The sequence below is a fragment of the Agrococcus sp. SGAir0287 genome (genome assembly GCF_005484985.1).
Lineage (GTDB): Bacteria > Actinomycetota > Actinomycetes > Actinomycetales > Microbacteriaceae > Agrococcus.
In genome coordinates, this window is sequence record NZ_CP027942.1 from 1,084,777 (window position 1) to 1,103,873 (window position 19,097).

The 19,097-nt window shown below is 73.2% G+C and carries 18 protein-coding genes and 1 tRNA gene; 12 read left to right on the forward strand and 7 right to left on the reverse strand.

Translation table 11 applies throughout. The features are described 5' to 3' along the window. The first annotated feature begins 216 nt into the window (after nucleotides 1-216). The 3 genes from C1N71_RS15140 (at nucleotide 217) to C1N71_RS05105 (ending at nucleotide 3,492) form a co-directional block, all read left to right on the forward strand. Nucleotides 217-1,719: an ABC transporter ATP-binding protein gene (locus tag C1N71_RS15140; protein WP_254678107.1), complete on the forward strand. Its 1,503-nt coding sequence runs from the start codon at nucleotides 217-219 to the stop codon at nucleotides 1,717-1,719. Beyond that, entirely contained in the window at nucleotides 1,695-3,137 is a 1,443-nt protein-coding gene (locus C1N71_RS05100; RefSeq protein ID WP_137755424.1) for a hypothetical protein, read from the forward strand. Before C1N71_RS15140 ends, C1N71_RS05100 begins: the two co-directional genes overlap by 25 nt. Nucleotides 3,138-3,222: 85 nt before the next feature. Further along, a complete protein-coding gene (locus C1N71_RS05105) occupies nucleotides 3,223-3,492 on the forward strand; it encodes a DUF3039 domain-containing protein (protein ID WP_137755425.1) in 270 nt (89 codons plus the stop codon). Nucleotides 3,493-3,522: 30 nt separating this feature from the next. Here C1N71_RS05105 and C1N71_RS05110 read toward each other — a convergent pair whose 3' ends face one another. After that, entirely contained in the window at nucleotides 3,523-4,773 is a 1,251-nt protein-coding gene (locus C1N71_RS05110) for a nicotinate phosphoribosyltransferase (RefSeq protein ID WP_137757202.1), read from the reverse strand. An 83-nt stretch (nucleotides 4,774-4,856) separates the two neighbouring features. On the opposite strand from C1N71_RS05110, the gene C1N71_RS05115 reads away from it, so the two are divergent. From C1N71_RS05115 to C1N71_RS05135, 5 genes are read left to right on the forward strand one after another with little or no spacing between them, the layout of a single operon-like run. Next, nucleotides 4,857-5,399: a GNAT family N-acetyltransferase gene (locus tag C1N71_RS05115; protein ID WP_137755426.1), complete on the forward strand. Its 543-nt coding sequence runs from the start codon at nucleotides 4,857-4,859 to the stop codon at nucleotides 5,397-5,399. Between the two features lie 10 nt (nucleotides 5,400-5,409). After that, nucleotides 5,410-6,246 (forward strand): glutamate racemase, encoded by an 837-nt coding sequence (gene murI / locus C1N71_RS05120; protein ID WP_137755427.1) that lies wholly within the window; start codon nucleotides 5,410-5,412, stop codon nucleotides 6,244-6,246. A gap of 1 nt (nucleotide 6,247) precedes the next feature. Next, complete coding sequence (rph, locus tag C1N71_RS05125) at nucleotides 6,248-6,970, forward strand: ribonuclease PH (protein WP_137755428.1); 723 nt, start codon at nucleotides 6,248-6,250, stop codon at nucleotides 6,968-6,970. After that, on the forward strand, nucleotides 6,967-7,566 hold the full coding sequence (gene rdgB / locus C1N71_RS05130; RefSeq protein ID WP_137755429.1) for an RdgB/HAM1 family non-canonical purine NTP pyrophosphatase: 600 nt from the start codon (nucleotides 6,967-6,969) through the stop codon (nucleotides 7,564-7,566). The genes rph and rdgB overlap by 4 nt, the downstream gene beginning before the upstream one ends. A 9-nt stretch (nucleotides 7,567-7,575) precedes the next feature. Next, nucleotides 7,576-8,262 carry a metal-dependent transcriptional regulator gene (locus tag C1N71_RS05135; protein ID WP_137755430.1) on the forward strand — a complete coding sequence of 229 codons (687 nt, stop codon included), beginning with the start codon at nucleotides 7,576-7,578 and terminating at the stop codon, nucleotides 8,260-8,262. Between the two features lie 312 nt (nucleotides 8,263-8,574). On the opposite strand, the gene C1N71_RS05140 is transcribed toward C1N71_RS05135, so the two are convergent. The 5 genes from C1N71_RS05140 to C1N71_RS05160 form a co-directional block, all read right to left on the reverse strand. Beyond that, complete coding sequence (locus C1N71_RS05140) at nucleotides 8,575-9,954, reverse strand: HNH endonuclease signature motif containing protein (RefSeq protein ID WP_137755431.1); 1,380 nt, start codon at nucleotides 9,952-9,954, stop codon at nucleotides 8,575-8,577. 678 nt (nucleotides 9,955-10,632) lie between these two features. After that, complete coding sequence (locus tag C1N71_RS05145; RefSeq protein ID WP_137755432.1) at nucleotides 10,633-11,907, reverse strand: glycosyltransferase; 1,275 nt, start codon at nucleotides 11,905-11,907, stop codon at nucleotides 10,633-10,635. A gap of 74 nt (nucleotides 11,908-11,981) precedes the next feature. Continuing rightward, complete coding sequence (locus tag C1N71_RS05150) at nucleotides 11,982-14,189, reverse strand: glycoside hydrolase domain-containing protein (protein ID WP_137755433.1); 2,208 nt, start codon at nucleotides 14,187-14,189, stop codon at nucleotides 11,982-11,984. Between the two features lie 97 nt (nucleotides 14,190-14,286). Further along, nucleotides 14,287-15,042 (reverse strand): DedA family protein, encoded by a 756-nt coding sequence (locus C1N71_RS05155; RefSeq protein WP_137755434.1) that lies wholly within the window; start codon nucleotides 15,040-15,042, stop codon nucleotides 14,287-14,289. A 71-nt stretch (nucleotides 15,043-15,113) separates the two neighbouring features. Then, nucleotides 15,114-15,197, reverse strand: a tRNA-Leu gene (locus C1N71_RS05160). A 79-nt stretch (nucleotides 15,198-15,276) separates the two neighbouring features. Between C1N71_RS05160 and C1N71_RS05165 the strand changes: the two genes are divergently transcribed. The 4 genes from C1N71_RS05165 to C1N71_RS05180 all read left to right on the forward strand — a co-directional run bounded on the left by C1N71_RS05165 (nucleotide 15,277) and on the right by C1N71_RS05180 (nucleotide 18,660). After that, nucleotides 15,277-16,023 carry an SDR family NAD(P)-dependent oxidoreductase gene (locus C1N71_RS05165; RefSeq protein ID WP_137755435.1) on the forward strand — a complete coding sequence of 249 codons (747 nt, stop codon included), beginning with the start codon at nucleotides 15,277-15,279 and terminating at the stop codon, nucleotides 16,021-16,023. A 67-nt stretch (nucleotides 16,024-16,090) separates the two neighbouring features. Continuing rightward, on the forward strand, nucleotides 16,091-16,810 hold the full coding sequence (locus C1N71_RS05170; RefSeq protein ID WP_137755436.1) for a flavodoxin family protein: 720 nt from the start codon (nucleotides 16,091-16,093) through the stop codon (nucleotides 16,808-16,810). 102 nt (nucleotides 16,811-16,912) lie between these two features. After that, the gene (locus C1N71_RS05175) at nucleotides 16,913-17,740 is read left to right on the forward strand and encodes an alpha/beta fold hydrolase (RefSeq protein ID WP_137755437.1); all 828 of its coding nucleotides are present in this window, start codon (nucleotides 16,913-16,915) and stop codon (nucleotides 17,738-17,740) included. Nucleotides 17,741-17,814: 74 nt separating this feature from the next. Continuing rightward, on the forward strand, nucleotides 17,815-18,660 hold the full coding sequence (locus tag C1N71_RS05180; RefSeq protein WP_137755438.1) for a 3-hydroxyacyl-CoA dehydrogenase family protein: 846 nt from the start codon (nucleotides 17,815-17,817) through the stop codon (nucleotides 18,658-18,660). Nucleotides 18,661-18,681: 21 nt separating this feature from the next. Here the strand turns inward: C1N71_RS05180 and C1N71_RS05185 are convergent, their stop codons facing one another. Then, nucleotides 18,682-18,882 (reverse strand): hypothetical protein, encoded by a 201-nt coding sequence (locus tag C1N71_RS05185; RefSeq protein WP_137755439.1) that lies wholly within the window; start codon nucleotides 18,880-18,882, stop codon nucleotides 18,682-18,684. Nucleotides 18,883-19,097: the final 215 nt, after the last annotated feature.

Genomic DNA, 19,097 nt, shown 5'->3' on the forward strand with positions numbered 1-19,097 from the left:
CTCCAGGGTACCAGCCGGTCGCGTCGAGCAGCCAGAGGGGTTGCGCGCGCGTCGGAGCCGTGGATGGATGCGTACGCTCTGGCCATGGAGCCCGACGTCCCGCGCGGACACGGCGAGCCACCGCGAGCGGTCGCGCGTCGGTGGTGGTGGACGTCTGCGACGCCCGGCGTCGGCGCGGCGGCGAACCTCCAGGCCGTACCCCATACGGTGGATGCCGTGGGTGCCGGAGATCAGAGACGACCGTTCGCGGAGCTGACTCCCGAGGAGCAGGCCGAGCGGCGGCGCGAGGCCGCGCGCAAGGCGGCCGCCACGCGCGCTCGCAACCGGGCGAGGCAGGCGGCGCAGGCGAAGGCGCAGGCGCAGGCTGCTGCGGGGTCGGCGCCCGAGGCGGCTCCCGCGACCCCCGAGCCGGCTGCCGCGACGCCCGAGCCTGCAGCCGACGCGCCCGTCGACGACGACCAGGACGTCGTCGTCGAGGAGGTGCAGTCCGCCGAGCGCGAGGCGCAGGCGCCCACGTCGACGGACGACGTCGAGCCCGAGGCGACGCCCGCGTCGATCGACGAGCAGGACCTGACCGAGGAGCCTGCGCCAGAGCCCGCCAGCGAGCCCGAGCCGGACGGCGACCCCGAGCCGGCGGACGAGGCGCAGCCCGTCCACGAGCCCGAGCCAGAGCCCGAGCCCGTCCGCATCGCCGATCCCGTGGTCGAGGGCGCCGCCGAGGAACCCGCGCCTGAGCCCGAGCCCGCGCCCGTCGGCATCGCCGACCCCGTGGTCGAGCACGTCGCGGACCCCGTGGTCGAGCGTGTCGGCGAGGAGCCCGAGCCCGAGTCCCAGCTCGCCAGGCCCACGGAGGACGAGGGCGATCCCGACGACGAGCCCGTCGAGGTCGTGGGCGTGCAGTCGGCGATCGACGAGTCGCCGGTCGCCGCGCCGAGCGACTCCACGGCGTCGCACGCCGACGCCCGGCCCGCCGTCGTGCTGCGGCTGGAGGGCGTCACCCGGCGCTTCGGCACGACGCTCGCGGTCGACGACGTGCTTCTCGAGGTGCGTGCGGGGGAGTGCCACGGCATCGTGGGCCCGAACGGCGCGGGCAAGTCGACGACGGTGTCCATCGCGAGCGGTCTCATGCGCCCGACGACGGGCACCGTGCAGGTGGGCGGCCGGGACGTGCGCGCGCGCGGCGTGCAGTCGCTGCTCGGCGTCGTGCCCGATCGCATGCGGCTCTTCGACCGGCTCACGGGACGGCAGCTGCTCGTCCACGCGGCGATGCTGCGGCGGGTACCCCGTGCGGAGGCCATCACGAGGGCCGCGACGCTGCTCGAGCGGTTCGAGCTCACGCCCGACGCCGATCGCCTCGTGTCGGACTACTCCATCGGCATGCAGCAGCTGATCGGCATCGCCGCTGCCCTCATCCACGCGCCGCGCGTCGTCGTGCTCGACGAGCCGTTCGAGTCGATCGATCCGGTCGCGACCGACACGATCCTGTCGATCCTCGCCGACCTGCGTCGGCGCGGCGGTGCCGTCGTGCTCACGAGCCACGACATGGCGCTCGTCGAGCGCGCCTGCGACCACGTCGTCGTGCTGCAGGACGGCGTGGTGCGCGCCTCCGGCCCCATCGACGAGGTCCGCGACGGCATGCGCCTCGAGGATCGCTTCGCCCGTCTCGTCGGCTCGTCGCCGCATCAGGAGCTGCCGTGGCTCTCGCCATCGCTCGACTGAGGCTCGCGGCCCTCGCGTCGCTGCGTCGCGACCCGCGCGGCATCGCCCGCGCGGCGCTGCCGTGGATCGTCGCGGTCGTGCTCGCGGCGGCGATCATCGCGATCGCCGTGCGCGGCATGCTGCCGTCGGTGCTCGCGACGACCGCGGTCGTCGTCGTGGCCGCGGGCGTCGGGCTGCTCGGCGCCCGAGACGCCGCACTCGATCCGCGCGCCTTCCGTGGCATCGCGACGCCCGCGCCCGTCGCCCTCGGCACGGCGATCGGCGCGCTCGTCTCGCCGATCACGATCGTGGCGCTCGGCGTCGGCATCGCATGCGGCATCGACGAGGGGTCGCCGCTCGGAGCACTCGCCGCGCTCCTGCTCGCCGTCACCGCCGCGCTCGTGCGCCTCGTGGTCGACGTCGGCTCGGCGCGCGAGACGCGACCCTGGACGGCGGCGGCCGTGCTCGTCGTGCTCGCTGCCCTCGCGCTCGCACCGCTCGTGGCCGGGCTCGAGGCGGGCATCGCGACGCTGGCGGGCTCGCCCTTCGCGGCCTCCACCGGCTGGCTGCTCGTCCCCGCTCGCATCCTCGTCGCCATCGCATCGATCGTCGTGCTCGCCGGCCTCTGGCTCGCCATCGTCGCGTGGCGGATGGCGCGCGTCGGACGCCCGCGCCTGCGCGCGCACCTCGGGCTCCTCCGAGTGGTGCCGGCGCGTCCCTGGGCCGTCGTCGCTGCGCGCACGCTCACCGGCTGGGCGCGAGACCGCCGCTACCACGCGATCGCGATCGCGGTCGTCGCGCTGCCCGTGCTGCTCGCGACGCCGCTGTGGCTCGCCGGCATGCCGCGCGAGACGTGGACGCTGCTGCCGGTCGGGGTGCTCGCGCTCTTCGTCGGCTGGTCGATCCACGACGACACCGCCTACGACGGCTCCGCCTGGTGGATGCACCTGGCCGCCCGCGTGCCCGGCTGGCAGGACCGCCTGGGGCGCGTGCTGCCGCTCGCCGTCGTCGCGACGGCGCTCGTGGTCGCGGCAGCCGTCATCGGCGTGCGCGTGCACGGCGACGAGTCCCTCGTCGCGCCGGTGCTCGGTGCGGCGATCGCCTTGCTCGGCTCGGGCCTCGCGGTCTCGTCCGTCGTCAGCGCCGCCTGGCCGTACGCGGTCTCGGGCCCCGAGGCGAGCGTCTTCCAGGCGCCGGCGTCGCAGTCGTGGACGGCGGCGTTCACGCAGGCCGGCGCGCTCCTCGCGTCCGCCGGCGTCGCAGCGCCCATCGTCGTGCCCGTCGTGCTCGAGGCGATCGACCTTCGTGCGCCGGACGCCATGTGGGGCTGGCTGGGCGCCGGCTACGCGTTCGTCGTCGTCGTGCTCGGCATCATCATCGGCGGCTGGATCCTCGACCGTCGTGGCCCCGAGGTGCTCTCGAGCGCGATGCGGGACTGAGCGTCGCGACCGCCCGCGGGCCGGCATCCTCGAGCGCCGTCGCAAGGCCCCGCGACGCGTGGGGCGACCGTGGGAGACTGGGCGCATGAGCGATCCCTCCACGCCAGGCACGCCCGGCGGCACCGACGTGCTCGACCGCGAGCTCGAGGAGCTGCTGCGGCAGGAGCAGGTCGACGACGGCGACCACGACCGCTTCTCGCACTACGTGAAGAAGGAGAAGATCCTGCAGTCGGCGATCACCGGCAAGCCGGTGCGCGCCCTGTGCGGCAAGAAGTGGACGCCGGGGCGCGACCCCGAGAAGTTCCCGATCTGCCCCACCTGCAAGGAGATCTACGAGGGCCTCAAGGACGAGTGAGGCTCGGCCCGTCGCGTCGGGCCGAGCGCGTCACCGGAAGACGGTCGGGATGACGGGCTCGCCGCGGGCGAGCCTCGTCGCGTCGCTCGGCAGCTCGGCGATCGCCGCTGCGCAGCGCTCCCGCGCCGCGGCGACGCCCGCGGGGCCGCGGTGCTCGTCGACGACGACGCCCTGCTGCACAAGCGGCACCTGCAGCGTGCGACCGATCGTCGTGTCCGGCTCGCCGCCGACGAAGACGGTCTCCTCCGTCGCCACGCCGTCGACGAGCGTGCGCACCGCCGTCTTCTCGCCACCGTGCGAGGCCTTGCCGTCGGAGCGCTTCGCGACGTCGACCCAGGAGCCGTCGTCCGCCTGGTGCGCGACGAGCTTGTAGACCATGCCGGCGGCGGGGGAGCCGGAGCCGGTGACGACGCTCGTGCCGACGCCGTACGCGTCGACGGGGCTCGCGCGGAGGCCGGCGATCGCGTGCTCGTCGAGGTCGCTCGTCACGGTGATGCGCGTGCCCGTCGCGCCGAGCGCGTCGAGCTGCGCGCGCACGCGCTGCGCCGTCTCGACGAGGTCGCCGGAGTCGATGCGCACGCCGCCGAGGCCCGTGCCCGCCACCCGCACCGCCGTCTCGACGCCCTGCTCGATGTCGTACGTGTCGACGAGCAGCGTCGTGCCCGTGCCGAGCGCGGCGACCTGCGCGGCGAACGCCTCCTCCTCGCTGTCGTGCAGCAGCGTGAACGAGTGCGCCGCCGTGCCCATCGTGGGGATGCCCCACGTCGCGCCCGCCGCGAGGTTCGAGGTGGCGGAGAAGCCCGCGATGTACGCGGCGCGCGCGGCCGCGACCGCCGCATCCTCGTTGGCTCGGCGCGAGCCCATCTCGGCGACGGGGCGCCCCTTCGCCGCCTGCACCATGCGCGTCGCGGCGTTCGCGACCGCGGAGTCGTAGTTGAGCACCGAGAGCGCGAGCGTCTCGAGCACGACGCACTCGGCGAAGGTGCCCTCGACGACGAGCAGCGGGCTGCCGGGGAAGTACGCCTCGCCCTCGCCGTAGCCGCGCACGTCGCCGGAGAAGCGGTAGTCGGCGAGCCAGTCGAGCGTCGCGTCGCTCACGACGCGCTCGCGCCGCAGGAAGGCGAGGTCGGCGTGGTCGAAGCGGAAGCGCTCGATGGCGTCGAGGAGGCGGCCCGTGCCCGCGACGACGCCGTAGCGTCGCGCACCCGGCAGCCGCCTCGCGAACGCCTCGAAGACGCTCGGCCGCAGCCCGCGGCCGTTCGCGAGCGTCGCGTCGATCATCGTCAGCTCGTACCGGTCGGTCTGCAGCGCCGTGGTCGCGGTGGTCACCCGGCCAGCCTATGCATGCCTAGGCTGGTTCGGTCATGCATGCAGCACCCCGCGTCGAGCCCCTGTCGATCGCCGACGCCGAGGCGTGGGCGCGGTTCGTCGCCATCGAGCGCGCCCGCACCTACGCGGGACTCGTGCAGGACGGCTTCGAGGCGGCGCAGCTCGCGCGGATGCCCGAGCTCGTCGACGAGATCCACGACGAGCTCGCGACGGGCATCGGCCGCTACGCCGTCGCCTGGCAGGAGGGCGCGGTCGTCGGCGCCGCGTCGACGACGGCGAGCCCCATGCCCTGGGAGGCGATCCTCGACGTCGGGGACGCTCCGGCCGCTCGCGCGCTCGACACCCTGTACGTCGCTCCGGAGCACCACGGCACGGGGCTCGCGGATCGGCTCCTCGCGCTCGTGCTCGACGACGAGCCGACCGTCCTGTGGCTCATCAGCGGCAACGAGCGCGCCCGCAGGTTCTACGAGCGACGCGGGTTCGCGCTGTGGGGCGAGGAGACGACGACCGGTCCGACGTGGAACCACGTGCCGATGCGACGCATGCTGCGGACCGGGCCGTCCGCGGCCCGCGGCTAGGCTGGTCGGCGTGCAGCAGCGCCCGATCGGAGTCTTCGACAGCGGGCTCGGCGGACTCACCGTCGCTCGCGCGATCATCGACCAGCTGCCCGGCGAGTCGATCACGTACATCGGCGACACCGCCAACGGTCCCTACGGCCCGCGGTCGCAGGACGACGTGCGCAGGCTCGCGCTCGCAGCCCTCGACACGCTCGTCGAGCAGGGCGTGAAGATGCTCGTCATCGCCTGCAACACCGCCTCGGCCGCGATGTTCGACGTCGCGCACGAGCGCTACGAGCAGGGCATGGGCATCCCCGTCGTCGAGGTCATCCAGCCCGCGGTGCGGGCGGCGATGCGTGCGACGCGCACGGGGTCGATCGGCGTCATCGGCACGGTCGGCACCATCCGCTCGCACGCCTACCAGCGCGCGTTCGCGAGCGCCGGCCTCCACCAGGTCGAGGCCGAGGCCTGTCCGCCGTTCGTCGACTTCGTGGAGGCGGGCGTCACGACGGGCGACGAGGTGCTCGCCGCCGCGCGACTCCACCTCGACCCCATGCGCGCGGCCGGCATCGACACGCTCGTGCTCGGCTGCACGCACTACCCGCTGCTCGCCGGCGCGATCGGCTACGTCATGGGACCGGACGTGCGCCTGATCTCGAGCGCCGAGGAGACCGCATCCGACGTGTACCGCCGGCTGTCCGACTCGGGGCTGCTCGCCCCGCCGTCGAGCCGGCCGACCTACGCCTTCGAGGCCACGACCGAGGCGCAGGCGCCGTTCCTGCGCCTCGCGCGTCGCTTCCTCGGCCCCGAGGTCACGCACGTCGAGTTCACGCAGACGGGGGTCATCGAGCTCCCGGAGAGGATCTGACATGGCACGCAAGGACGGCAGGACGGCGGATGCGCTGCGCCCCGTGACGATCGAGCGCGGCTGGTCGTCGCAGGCGGAGGGGTCGGCCCTCATCGCCGTCGGCGGCACGAAGGTGCTGTGCACCGCATCCGTGCAGCCGACCGTGCCGCGCTGGATGGCGGGCAAGGGCAAGGGCTGGGTGACCGCCGAGTACGCGATGCTGCCGCGCTCGACGAACGAGCGCATGGATCGCGAGTCGGTGAAGGGCCGCGTCGGCGGTCGCACGCACGAGATCTCGCGCCTCGTCGGCCGCTCGCTGCGCGCCGTCGTCGACATGAAGGCGCTCGGCGAGCTGTCGATCGTCGTCGACTGCGACGTCCTGCAGGCGGACGGCGGCACGCGCTGCGCATCCATCACCGGCGCCTACATCGCCCTCGCCGACGCGATCGCGTGGGCGAAGGCGGAGCGCCGCATCCCCGCGTCCGCGAACCCGCTCGTCGACTCCGTGTCGGCCATCTCCGTCGGCATCGTCGGCGGCGAGCCGATGCTGGACCTCGCGTACGTCGAGGACTCGAAGGCGGAGACGGACATGAACGTCGTCGTCACGGGGCGCGGCCTGTTCGTCGAGGTGCAGGGCACCGCCGAGGCGGCGCCGTTCGACCGCACGGAGCTCGGTGCGCTGCTCGACCTCGCCACCGCCGGCTGCGCCGAGCTCGCCGAGATCCAGCGGGAGGTGCTGGCATGAGCGGCACCGTCGGTCGCGTCGTCGTCGCGACGCACAACGCGCACAAGGTCGCCGAGCTGCAGCGCATCCTCGCCGAGGACCTGCCGGACGTGATGCTCGAGGCGTACGAGGGCCCCGAGGCCGTCGAGGACGGCGTCACGTTCGCCGAGAACGCCCTCATCAAGGCGCGCGAGGCGTTCGAGGAGACGGGCGTGCCCGCGATCGCCGACGACTCGGGCATCGCCGTCGACGCGCTCGAGGGCGCGCCAGGCATCTTCTCGGCGCGCTACGCCGGCACGCGCGACGACCGCGACAACCTCGAGCTGCTGCTGCGGAACATGGAGGGGCGCACGGATCGCGGCGCCGCCTTCGTGTGCGCGGCCGCCTACGTCGACGGCGAGCGCGAGCTCGTCGAGATGGGCGTCTGGCGCGGCTCCGTGCTCGAGGCGCCCGCGGGATCGGGCGGCTTCGGGTACGACCCGATCTTCCAGCCCGACGACGCGCCCGTGTCGGCCGCCGAGCTGACGGCGGAGCAGAAGGATGCGCTCAGCCACCGCCGCCGCGCCTTCCGTGCGCTCGCTGCGGCGCTGCAGGCAGCCGAGCCGACGCGGGGATAGCCTCCAGCCATGCAGACCACGGCCGTCGAGGACTACGTGAAGGCGATCTACGCCTACACGGAGTGGCAGCCCGAGCCCGTGACGCCCTCGCGCCTCGCGACCAACCTCGGGCTCGCGGCATCGACGGTCACGGAGATGGTGAAGAAGCTCAGCCAGCAGGGGCTCGTCGACCATCGTCCGTACGGGACGATCGCGCTCACCGACGAGGGGCGGGCGCTCGCGCTGCGGCAGGTGCGCAGGCACCGCATCATCGAGACGTGGCTCGTGCAGGAGCACGGATACGCGTGGGACGAGGTGCACGACGAGGCCGAGGTGCTCGAGCACGGCATGAGCGATCGCCTCGTCGAGTCGATCGCCCACGCGCTCGGCGATCCGGAGCGCGATCCGCACGGCGACCCGATCCCCGCCGCCGACGGCACGACGCGCCAGCCGCGCGCGACGCTGCTCGCGGACGCGCACGAGGGCTACGTCGGCGCGGTCGTGCGCATCTCGGATGCGGATCCCGAGCTGCTGCGCTTCCTCGCCGACCAGGGCCTCGACCTCGACGAGCGCGTGCGCTACGTCGGTCGTGGCCGATTCACGGGCGGGCTGACGATCGAGGTCGACGGCGCGGAGCACACGATCGGCGACGACGTCGCCGCGTCGATCTGGCTCTCGGCGCCGTGCCAGGAGCCCGAGCACCACCACGAGGGCTGAGGTGTTGCGCGACCTCGTCCTCGTACACGGGGCGGGTCCAGCCGGCGTCGGTGCGTGGCGGCAGCCCTGGCCGTCGCACGGGCATGCGCTCGACCTCACGGGCACGCGCGACGTGCAGGAGGTGAGCGCTCCGCCGTCCGGCGGAGGTGCCGGCTGGCTGACGCACCTACCGTCGATGCCATGGACCCCGTCTCGATGATCATGGGCGGCGCGATCGCGTCGATCTTCTGGATCGCGATCTCGGCGAACCGAGCGAAGCCCGCGCCCGAGCCTTGCGCGCGGGAGCACGTCGACGACTGAGCGACGTCCGCGTCAGAAGGGCAGCTCGGAGTCGGGTGGGTCGACCGCCGAATCGAGTGGGGGCTCGTGCACCTCGACGAATCTCGGCCCGTTGGGTGGTGGTCGGTCGACGTAGTCCTCACCCAGCGGTGAGCGCCAGTCGAGCACGCCGGGTTCGGGTTGCGTGACGGTCCAGGCGGTGGCGTGCTTGAGGGTGTGGTGGCGTCGGCAGAGGTGGGCGAGGTTGCCGAGCGCCGTGGTGCCGCCGTGGTCCCAGGCGATGGTGTGGTCGAGGTCGGCGGTGCGTGCGTGGGATGCGCAGCCGGGGAATCGGCAGTGCTGGTCGCGGGCGATGAGGAGCCGACGTTGGGCGGCGGTGGGCTGGTAGGTGTCGACCTCGAGCACGGTGCCGCGGATGGGGTCGGTGAGCAGTCGCTCCCAGGTCGTGGCGACGCCGGCGAGGATGCGGGCGGTCTCCGCGTCGATGGGCTGGGCGCCGTCGAGGGTGCCGGGTGCGTCGTCGCGTCCGGTGAGGGTCGTGACGGGGATCGTGACCTGCACGACCGGGCGGATCGTGGAGAGCAGCCCAGCATGCTCGACCCCGGCGCCGCCGTGCTCGAGTCCTCCGCTGCCGCCTGTGCGCTCGATCGTGGGCGTGCCGGTGCCGGTGCCGGTGCCGGTGCCGGTGAGGAGCAGCTCGCAGAATGCGTCGGCGCGCCATTGGTCGATGGTGCGCGGGTCGTCCTTCGGCTTGGCGCGGGCGCCGGCGCGGAGGCGACGGTCGATGCCGTGCGCGAGGATCGCGGGCACGTACGCGCCGATCCACGCCATCCCATCGTCGGCCGCCTCGATCGTCACCCGTCGGTCGTCGCGGGCGGCGCGGTGGCGGTCGACGAGCGGCTCGGCCAGTTGCGCATCCGCAGCCTTCCGGGCAGCCTTCGCGACGCGGGCGGGCGTGGTCGTCTCGGCGAGGGCGACCATCCGCTCCTCGTAGGCGGCGCGCTGCTCCGCGGTCACGTCGGAAGACGAGAGGACCGAGCCTGCCTCCGTGATCGCGCGCACATGGCCGCGGCTGATGCGTCCGTCGGCGAACGCGTCGAGCACGAGCGGCCACGTGTCGACCAGGTGCATCGCATCGCCGATCTGCCGCTCGACCGTGCGATCCGACACGCGCGCCTGGACGCCGATCTCGGCGGCGATGGATCGCAGCTCCATCGCCGACCGCTCGCTCGACCCACCCCCGGCACGCTCGAGCGCGAGATGCCCGAGGGACGCGAGGAGCCGCAGCTCGTACGCTTCGAGCGCCTGCCTGCCCGAGCGGAGCGCGGCGAGCTGCGAGAGCGCGTTCGCCTCGATCGCGGCCAGCGCGGCAGGGTCAGGACCCGGTGCCGTGCCGTCGATCTCCTGCGCCATGACCCGACTCTGCCAGCAACCACCGACACGGAACCCCGGCGCGCATGGCCGGGTCGGGAGGCTCGGGTGCTCCTTTCGAGGCTCGCTGCGCTCGCACCTCAAGGAGCGGGTGGGCAGGCTGCTCGAGTCGGTCGGCAGGGTTGGGTTGGCCGGGTCGGGAGGCTCGGGTGCTCCTTTCGAGGCTCGCTGCGCTCGCACCTCAAGGAGCGGGTGGGCAGGCTGCTCGAGTCGGTCGGCAGGGTTGAATTGGCCGGGTCGGGTGCTCCTTTCGAGGCTCGCTGCGCTCGCACCTCAAGGAGCGGGTGGGCAGGCTGCTCGAGTCGGTCGGCAGGGTTGGGTTGGCCGGGTCGGGTGCTCCTTTCGAGGCTCGCTGCGCTCGCACCTCAAGGAGCGGGTGGGCAGGCTGCTCGAGTCGGTCCCCAGGGTTGGGTAGGCCGGGTCGGGTGCTCCTTGCGAGGCTCGCTGCGCTCGCACCTCAAGGAGCGGTTCGGGGACGCGCAGCCACGCGGGCGGTGGCGTCGGGCGGGCGGGTCGCGTGGTCTCGTGACGGCTCCTCGCCGAGGGGCTCGGAGCCTCGTCGACCAGCTGGGCGGACGGGCAGACCTCGAAGAGTCCCCCTCCACCAGCCTGTGTCACCGACGCACCAGCCTCGGTCACCGACGCACCAGCCTCGCTCACCTACGCCGGCTGCAGCACCCGCTCGAAGAGGTGGTCGAACACCGCGAGGCGGTCGAATCGCATCGCGTACGCCCGCGCCTTCACGACGTGCGCAGCGAGCTCGGCCGGCGAGTACGACAGCGCCTCGTCGAGCGCCGTCGCGATCGCCGCCGAGGATCCCGCCTCCACGATGATCGCCGTGTCGCCGACGGCCTCGAGCGTGCCGCCGCAGTCGGTCGTGATCACGGGGCCACCGCCTGCGAGCATCGACTCGACGAGCGTGATCCCGAACGTCTCGACGAACTGCTCCGTCGGCTTCGTCGCGAGCACGTACGCGGCCGACGCGGACATGATGTGCGGCTTCTCGGCATCCGAGACGTCGGTGAGGAAGTGGATGCGCGACGCCGCGGGCGACGCGGCCGCGACCGCCCGCAGGTCGGCCTCCGATGGCCCTCGGCCGACGATCGCGAGGTCGAGCCCCGCGGCGGCCTCCGAGGTCGAGAAGCCCGCGATGAGGTCGTCGATGCCCTTCGCGGGCATGAGCCGCGACAGCGAGAGCACGTACCGGCCCTTCGTGAGGCCGTGCCGCGCGAGCACCCGCTCGGTCTCGGCCGGGTCGAGCGCGAGCCAGGAGGCCGTGTCGATCGCCGGGTACGAGATCGAGATGCGCCTGCGGCACTGCTCCGCGAAGTCGGTGCCGTGCCGCTCGTCGACGGCGACGGCCTCCTCGATGATGACGTCGCGCGTGTACTCCGAGACCGCCACGGGGACGTCCTGCGAGAGGTACGACGCGAGCACCTGCGCAGCCGCGCCGAAGCGGTCCTCGGCCACGGCCGCGCGCACGACGTTCGTCACGTCGCTGCCGACGGCCTCGGCGATCGTCGCGAGCCGCACCGGCAGGCCCGTCGACTGCGCGATCCGCACGGCCTCCGCGACGCAGAGCGTGTGCGGCGACAGGTACAGCGACATGCACACGGTCGGCACCCCGTCGGTGAAGAGCTCGACGAGGCGGCCGACGACGCCCGACGTGAAGCGGCCGTCGACGATCTTGTAGTCGCCGATGGGCGCGGGACGCTCGACGGTGATGCCGGGCGAGTAGGGCGAGATCGTGTCGAGCGGCTTGAGCGGCAGCCCCGCCGCCTCGAGCAGGTCGATGGGCCACGTCACGATCCGCACGTCGTCGAAGCCGCGCTGCAGCGCCGCCTCCGCGAGGTTGCGGGCCTCGACGGAGTGGCCGCAGATCACGGGATCGGCGCGCACGACGATGACGAGCCGGCGATGGGTCTGATGCGACATGGATCCCCCTGTGGTCTGGGTGGGCGCTGCGGGTCGGTGGGCGCTGCGGCTCGTGGGCCGGCTGCGGCGGGCGGTCACGCGGTGTCGGGTCTCGACGGCGGCCGGTGGGTCGTGCCCCAGCCGTTCGGCTCGGGCCCGAGCGCGACGCGCAGATGGCCGCCGCGGTGGAGGGTGCGGGTGGTGATGGACGAGCCGCGCACCTCGACGCCGTCGAGGTGCACCGACTGCACGTGCTGCGCGGGGGAGTCCCGCGTCGGCTCGACGAATCCCGTCGTCTCCAGATGCAGGTCGCCGCCCGGCAGCCGCAGGTGCGCCTCGCGCACGGACGGCGTCGACAGCAGCGTGACGTTCTGACCCGCCACGGGCAGCAGCCCGAGCGTCGCCCAGACGTACCAGGAGGAGATGCCGCCCGAGTCGTCGTTGCCGGGCAGGCCGCCGGGGCCCGTGCCGAACTGATGCTCGAGCGCCGCGTGCACGACCTCGGCGGTGCGGTCGGGTCGCCCGGCGTAGTGGTACGCCCACGGCGCGTCCATGTCGGGCTCGTTGTTGAGGCCCTCGAACCTGCCGAGCGCGTAGCCGGCGAGCAGCTCCTCCGCGCCGGGCGCGACGCCCGGCTGCCGCACGGGCTCGGCCCCGAACCCGAAGAACCGATCGAGGAGCCCGACGAACGCGTCGTCGCCGCCGGCGATCGCGATGCGCGCGGCCATGTCGTGCATGAGGCGGAACGAGTAGTTCCACCTGCCGCCCTCGTAGTAGGTCGAGTCGAGCACGAGACCCGTCTGCGGGTCGTACGCGTCGACCCAGCGGGCGGCGACCTCGTCGAGCTCGTTCGCGAGCCTCCGGTCGCCCCGCAGCCGCGCGACGCGGGCGGTGCAGTGGTAGCCGAACGCGAGGTCGAGGTGGTGCGTGACGGGATGCGCGATGCCGCCGCGCAGCAGGTCCTCGCCGTACCCGCGGCGCAGGTCGGCGAGCATGTGCACGATCGCCAGCTCCCAGTCGACGCCCTCCACCCCGAGCTGTGCGAGGTCGGCGATGAAGGTGTGCGCCAGCGCGGATCCCTGCCGCGCGAACCGGTCGGCACCGCGCGCCATGCGGTAGCCGATCGGGAAGTTGCCCTCCTCCTCGGCGGTGACGAGCAGCGAGTTCGCCAGCGCGACGGCACGATCGGGTGCGAGCGCCGTGAGCAGCGGCAGCTGCGTGCGGTAGATGTCCCACATGGTGCACAGGTCGAACACGAAGTCGCCGTCGCGCGGCCAGAACGGGCTCTCGTCCTCGGCGAAGGCCGGCTTCACGAGCGAGTGGTAGAGCGCCGTGCCGAAGATCCGCTCCCGTGCGCTCGTGCCCGCGTCGATCTCGATGCGGCCGAGCGCATCCGCCCACAGCGCCTCGGTGGCCGCGAGGCGGTCGTCGAAGCGCCCGTCGGGGGCGACGCCGCAGTCGGCGTGGAGGTTCGCCCGCGCCTGCTCGGGGCCGCGCAGCGAGAAGCCGATCGCGACCTCGATCTGGTCGCCCTGCTCGGTCGGGCCGGCCCACATCATGCCGAAGGGCCGCAGCGTCGTGGGGCGGATGGAATCGAAGTCGAGCCGCGAGCCGCCCGGCATGAGGCGACGGTCGTACCAGAGCAGCTGCCGCCACCTCGGGCTGCGCACCTCGACGTGCACGGCGAGCGGCGCACCCTCGACGACGATCTCGCCCTGGGCGACGCCGGGTGCGACGAGCTCGAGCCTGGCTCGCAGCGGCACGGTCTCGCCGAAGGGGATCTGCAGGCCGCCGATCGAGCAGTCGATGACGATGCGCGCATCCTTGTGGCGCGGGAACGTGTAGCGGTGCACCACCGACTTCGGACCGGCGGTGAGCTCGGCGAGCACGCCGTTGTCGAGCCGTGCGGCGTACCTGCCGGGGGAGGCCTGCTCGTCGACGAGCTCGAACTGCCGCCCGAGTCCGTCGAGCGGCTCGGTGAGGGGCGTGACGCGGAAGTAGTTGTAGTACTTGCGGATCGCGCCCGTGCCCGACTGCTGGAAGTGCGTGAAGCCGCTCGCGACGTGGTCGGCGCGGATCGCGGGCGGAATGCCCTCGGTCGCGAGGTCGAAGCGGCCGTAGCCGGTGGGATACGCACCCGAGTACGCGCACGCCGAGACCATTCCGAGCGGGGCGGTCGCGCCCGGATGCGTGTTGCCGATCTGCGGCTTCGGCCACCACCACGTGGCGGCGAGGCCCGACGGCGCGGGCAGGTCCGTCGGCGCGGTCCCGAGGAACGGGTCGACGTCGGCGGTGCGCACCATGGAGTCACTGTGACCCGTGGCTGTGTCGCACGTGTTACGCGAGCATGACCATCTGGGACGGGTCGATCGCGGCGGCGTCGAGCGCCCGCCTCGCGCGTCAGGCGGGCTGGTCGCCGCGCTCGTCTCGCGCCCGCCGCACGGCATCGGGCGCGACCTGGTCCGACAGGTCGAGCGTCGCCACGGGGCCCGAGTCGGTGCCGCGCCGGCGCTCCTCGTTCACCTCGCGCCGGGCGTGGATCGCGTGGATCACGATGAAGCAGAGCGCGACGGCGAGGACGCCGAGGATGACGAGGTCGATGTACTGCGTCACGAGGTCCGCGACGCCCGGGATGTGGGCGACGCCCCAGCCGAGCAGCGTCAGCCCGCCGCCCCACAGCAGGCCGCCGAGGATGTCGTAGCGCAGGAAGCGGCGGTACGGCATGCGCCCCACGCCCGCCGCGACGGGCATGAACGTGCGCACGATGCCGATGAACCGGGCCACGATGACGGCCCACGGGCCGTACTTCACGAAGAAGCCGTTCGTGCGCTCGATCGTCTTGTGCGAGAACAGCCCGGACGACCTGCGTTGGAAGATCGGTGGCCCCGCCTTGTAGCCGATGAGGTAGCCGAGCTGGTCGCCGGCGACGGCGCAGATCCAGATCGCGAGCATGCACACCCAGACCGGCTGGTCGATCACCCCCGAGTACGACAGCACGCCCGTGATGATGAGCAGCGTGTCGCCGGGCAGCAGGAAGCCCACGAGCAGGCCGGTCTCGACGAAGACGATGGTGCAGACGAGCACGAGCGCCCAGGCGCCCGCGCCCGTGATGAGTCCCTCGACGTCGAACAGCGCGCTGGCTGGCAGGTGATGCACCCCGACTCCTTCGACGTTCGCTGCCGGCGGGTGGCGCCGTCCCCGGGGAGAGGATGGCGATGCGGCAGTCGTGCGGGAGAGGGGACTCGAACCCCCACGCCCTCGCGGGCACAGGAACCTAAATCCTGCGTGTCTGCCAGTTCCACCACTCCCGCGGCGGGCTCATCGTATCGGCCCTCCCTCTCGCTTCCCTATGGCGGCGCGCGCACGGGACGAGCCTGGTTCGATGGGCGGATGCGTCACACCGCCTTGGTCACGGGAGCGTCGTCGGGCATCGGGCTCGCGATCGCTCGAGAGCTCGCCCGCGTCGGCGTCGACGTCGTGCTCGTCGCGCGCGACGAGTCGCGGCTGCGGCAGGTCGCCGCATCCCTCGACACCGGCACGGAGGTGCTCGCCGCCGACCTGCTCACGCACGACGGGCTCGAGGCGGTCGCCGAGCGCGTCGCGCTGCGCGAGCGGCCGGTCGACATCCTCGTGTCGAACGCGGGATTCGGGCTCGCAGCACCCTTCCACGCGTCCTCGATCGACGACGAGCGACGGCTGCACGAGCTGCTGTCGTTCGTGCCGCTGCGCCTCGCGCACGCTGCGCTGCCGGGCATGCGCGAGCGCCGCCGCGGCTGGATCCTCACGGTCGCGTCGTTCGCGGCGTTCATCCCGTACGGCTCGTACTCGGCGTCGAAGGCGCACGCCGTGAACCTCTCGCGGTCGCTGCGCTCGCGCTACGCGCACGACGGCATCCGCGCGACGGCGCTGTGCCCGGGCTTCGTGCACACCGAGTTCCACGAGCGCATGGGCATCGAGGAGGACGGCCCGGCGTGGATGTGGGCGAGCGCCGACGACATCGCGCGCCGCGGCGTGCGCGGCCTGCGCCGCAACCAGCCGGTCGTGCACTCCAACCTCGCGTTCGCGGCCATCGGGAAGGGCCTGCAGCTCGTGCCCGATCGCTGGCAGGGCGCGCTCATCAACGCGTACCGCGACTGAGGCTCGGCGGCGCTCGCGATCCGTCAAGGCCGCGCGCCGGACGCGGTCGGGGAGAGAGCGTGGAGGCATGACGACTCGATTCGGGGGCCTCCGCGCCCTCTACATCAACGGCACCCTCACGCCGTCGCCCGCTCCCAGCCACACCGACACGCTCATCGACGCGAGCGCGCACGTGCTGCGCGAGCAGGGCGTGGAGGTCGACGTCGTGCGCCTCGTCGACCATCACGTCGCGCCGGGCGTGCAGCCCGACATGACCGAGCACGGTGCCGAGCGCGACGACTGGCCGCAGATCTGGCAGCGGGTGCTCGCCGCCGACATCCTCGTTCTCGCCGGGCCCATCTGGCTCGGCGACAACTCCAGCCAGACGCGCCTCGCGATCGAGCGGCTCTACGCGCACTCGGGCGAGACGAACGAGCGGGGTCAGGCCGTGTTCTACGGCAAGGTCGGCGGCGCGCTCGTCGCCGGCAACGAGGACGGCCTCAAGCACTGCACCGGCGTCATCCTGCACGCGCTCCAGCACCTCGGCCTCACGATCCCGCCGAACGCCGAGGCGGGCTGGATCGGTGAGGCGGGCCCCGGCCCGTCGTACGGCGACGAGCTCGACGACGGCTCCCGCGCGGGCTTCGACAACGACTTCACCAAGAGGAACATCACCTTCATGGCCTGGAACCTCATGCACATGGCGGCGATGCTGCGCGACGCGGGCGGCATCCCCGCGGAGGGCAACCTGCCCGAGGAGTGGGAGCAGGGCTCCCGCTGGGGCTTCCAGAACCCCGAGTACCGCTAGCCGCGCGCCGCTCGCCGCGTCAAGGCCCGCGCCGCGCGCAAACCCCGCATGTGCGCATCACGAACCACCATCGACCCCGATCACGAGCGAAGGAGCCACACCATGGCCGACGTCCGACTCCACATCACCGACTCCGGCGGCGAGGGCCGCCCCGTCGTGCTCATCCACGGCTGGCCGCTGTCCGGCGAGTCGTGGCAGCAGCAGCGTCGCGCGCTCACGGCGGCCGGCTACCGCGTCGTCGACTACGACCGGCGCGGCTTCGGCCAGTCGGACAAGCCCGAGGACGGCTACGACTACGACACGTTCGCCGACGACCTGCAGTCGGTGCTCACGGACCTCGACCTCGTCGACGTGAGCCTCGTGGGCTTCTCGATGGGCGGCGGCGAGGTCGCCCGCTACGTCGCGCGTCACGGCGAGAGCCGCATCCGCTCCGTCGTCTTCGCCGCAGCGGTGACCCCGTCCATGCACAAGACCGACGACAACCCCGACGGCCCGCTCGACGACGAGCTCTACCAGCAGCTGCGCGGTGGGCTCGTGGAGGACCGCGAGGCCTTCTTCGAGGAGTTCGTGCGCGGCTTCTTCTCGGTCGGCGACCAGGTGAAGGTCGGCGACGGCGAGCTGAAGGACGCGTACGAGATGTGCCTGCAGTCGTCGCAGACGGCCGCCGTCGCTGCGATGGACGCGTGGGCGACGACCGACTTCCGCGGCGACCTCGCGGCCGTCACGGTGCCGACCCTCGTCATCCACGGCGACGGCGACGGCACCGTGCCGTTCGAGGGGTCGGGCAAGCGGACCCACGAGGCGATCGCGCACTCGCAGCTCGTCGTCATCGAGGACGCGCCGCACGGGCTCAACGTCAGCCACGCCGACGAGTTCGACGCGGCGCTCCTCGCGTTCCTCGGCGACGAGGCGCCCGGCGTCGACGTCTGACGCTCGCGAGCCAGGGAGGGCGGCGACCGATCGGTCGCCGCCCTCCGTCGCGTGCGGGTCGCTAGCGTCGGAGCATGACGACGACGTGGCGGATCGCGGTGCTGGGGTCGGGGCTCATGGGCGCAGCGATCGCGCGCACGCTCGCCGCGGCGGGGCACGCGGTGCGCGCCTACGACCCCGAGCCCGGTCGCGCCGCGGAGGCGGTTGCAGGGACGCCGGCGATCGCGGTCGACGCGCTCACCACGGCGGTCGAGGGCACCGACCTCGTGCTCGAGGCGGCACCCGAGCGCCTCGACGTCAAGCACGCGCTGCTCGCCGAGGTCGAGCCGCGCACGACGGGCATCCTCGCGTCGAACTCGTCGACGTTCACGCCCTCGCAGCTCGCCGAGCACCTCGCCGACCCGGGTCGGCTGCTCGTGACGCACTGGTTCAACCCGGCCGACCTCGTGCCGCTCGTCGAGGTCGTGCCGCATCCGCGCACGCCCGCAGCATCGGTGGATGCGGTCGTCGCGCTGCTCGAGGGAGCGGGCAAGCATCCCGTCGCGCTCGCGCGCGAGGTCGACGGCTTCGTCGGCAACCGCCTGCAGGCGGCGCTCGTGCGCGAGGCGATGCACCTCGTCGAGACGGGCGTCGCGACGCGCGAGCAGGTCGACGCGGTCGTGCGGCACGGGCTCGGCCCGCGGTGGGCGGCCGTCGGCCCGTTGCGCGTCATGGAGCTCGGCGGCCTCGACGTGTGGGAGGCCGTCGCCGATCGGCTCCTCCCGTCGCTCGGCGATGCGACCGAGGCGCCCGCGATGCTGCGCGAGGCGGCTGCGGCGCGACGTGTCGGCACGCTCGCCGAGGGCGACTTCGGCGCCGTGCCGCGCGAGGTCGCGGATGCGGATCGGGCGCGGATCGCGCGTCGATTCCGCGACGGGTAGTGTCGCGGCCGGCCAGCCGCCCTAGCGGGCGGCGGCGAACTCGACGTCGTCGTCGACGTCGACGGGGCCGATGCCGTCGAAGAGCACCAGGCTCGTCGTCGGCGACGTCGCCTCCTCGAGGACGCCCGTCGTGCCTCGCGGCACGAACGGTCGGTCGAGGCCGCCGATGTCGAGGACCGCGACGACGCGTGTCCCCCGGGCGAGGGCCTGCTTCCTGCTCATGCTCCGCACGATACCCCCATGGGGCATCCACGAGGCCCCGGATGCGCGCTCGGCATCCCTCGTGGTAGTGCGGCTGTGGACAGTCGCAGACGCCTGGTCCGTGCCTGTGCTGTGCTCTCGTGCCATGACTCGAGCCGTCGTCGCGATCACCGAGATGGTGCGCGACCGCGTGCGGCGCGACGGCGTGGACCTCAGAGCGAGCGGCGATCTCGCGG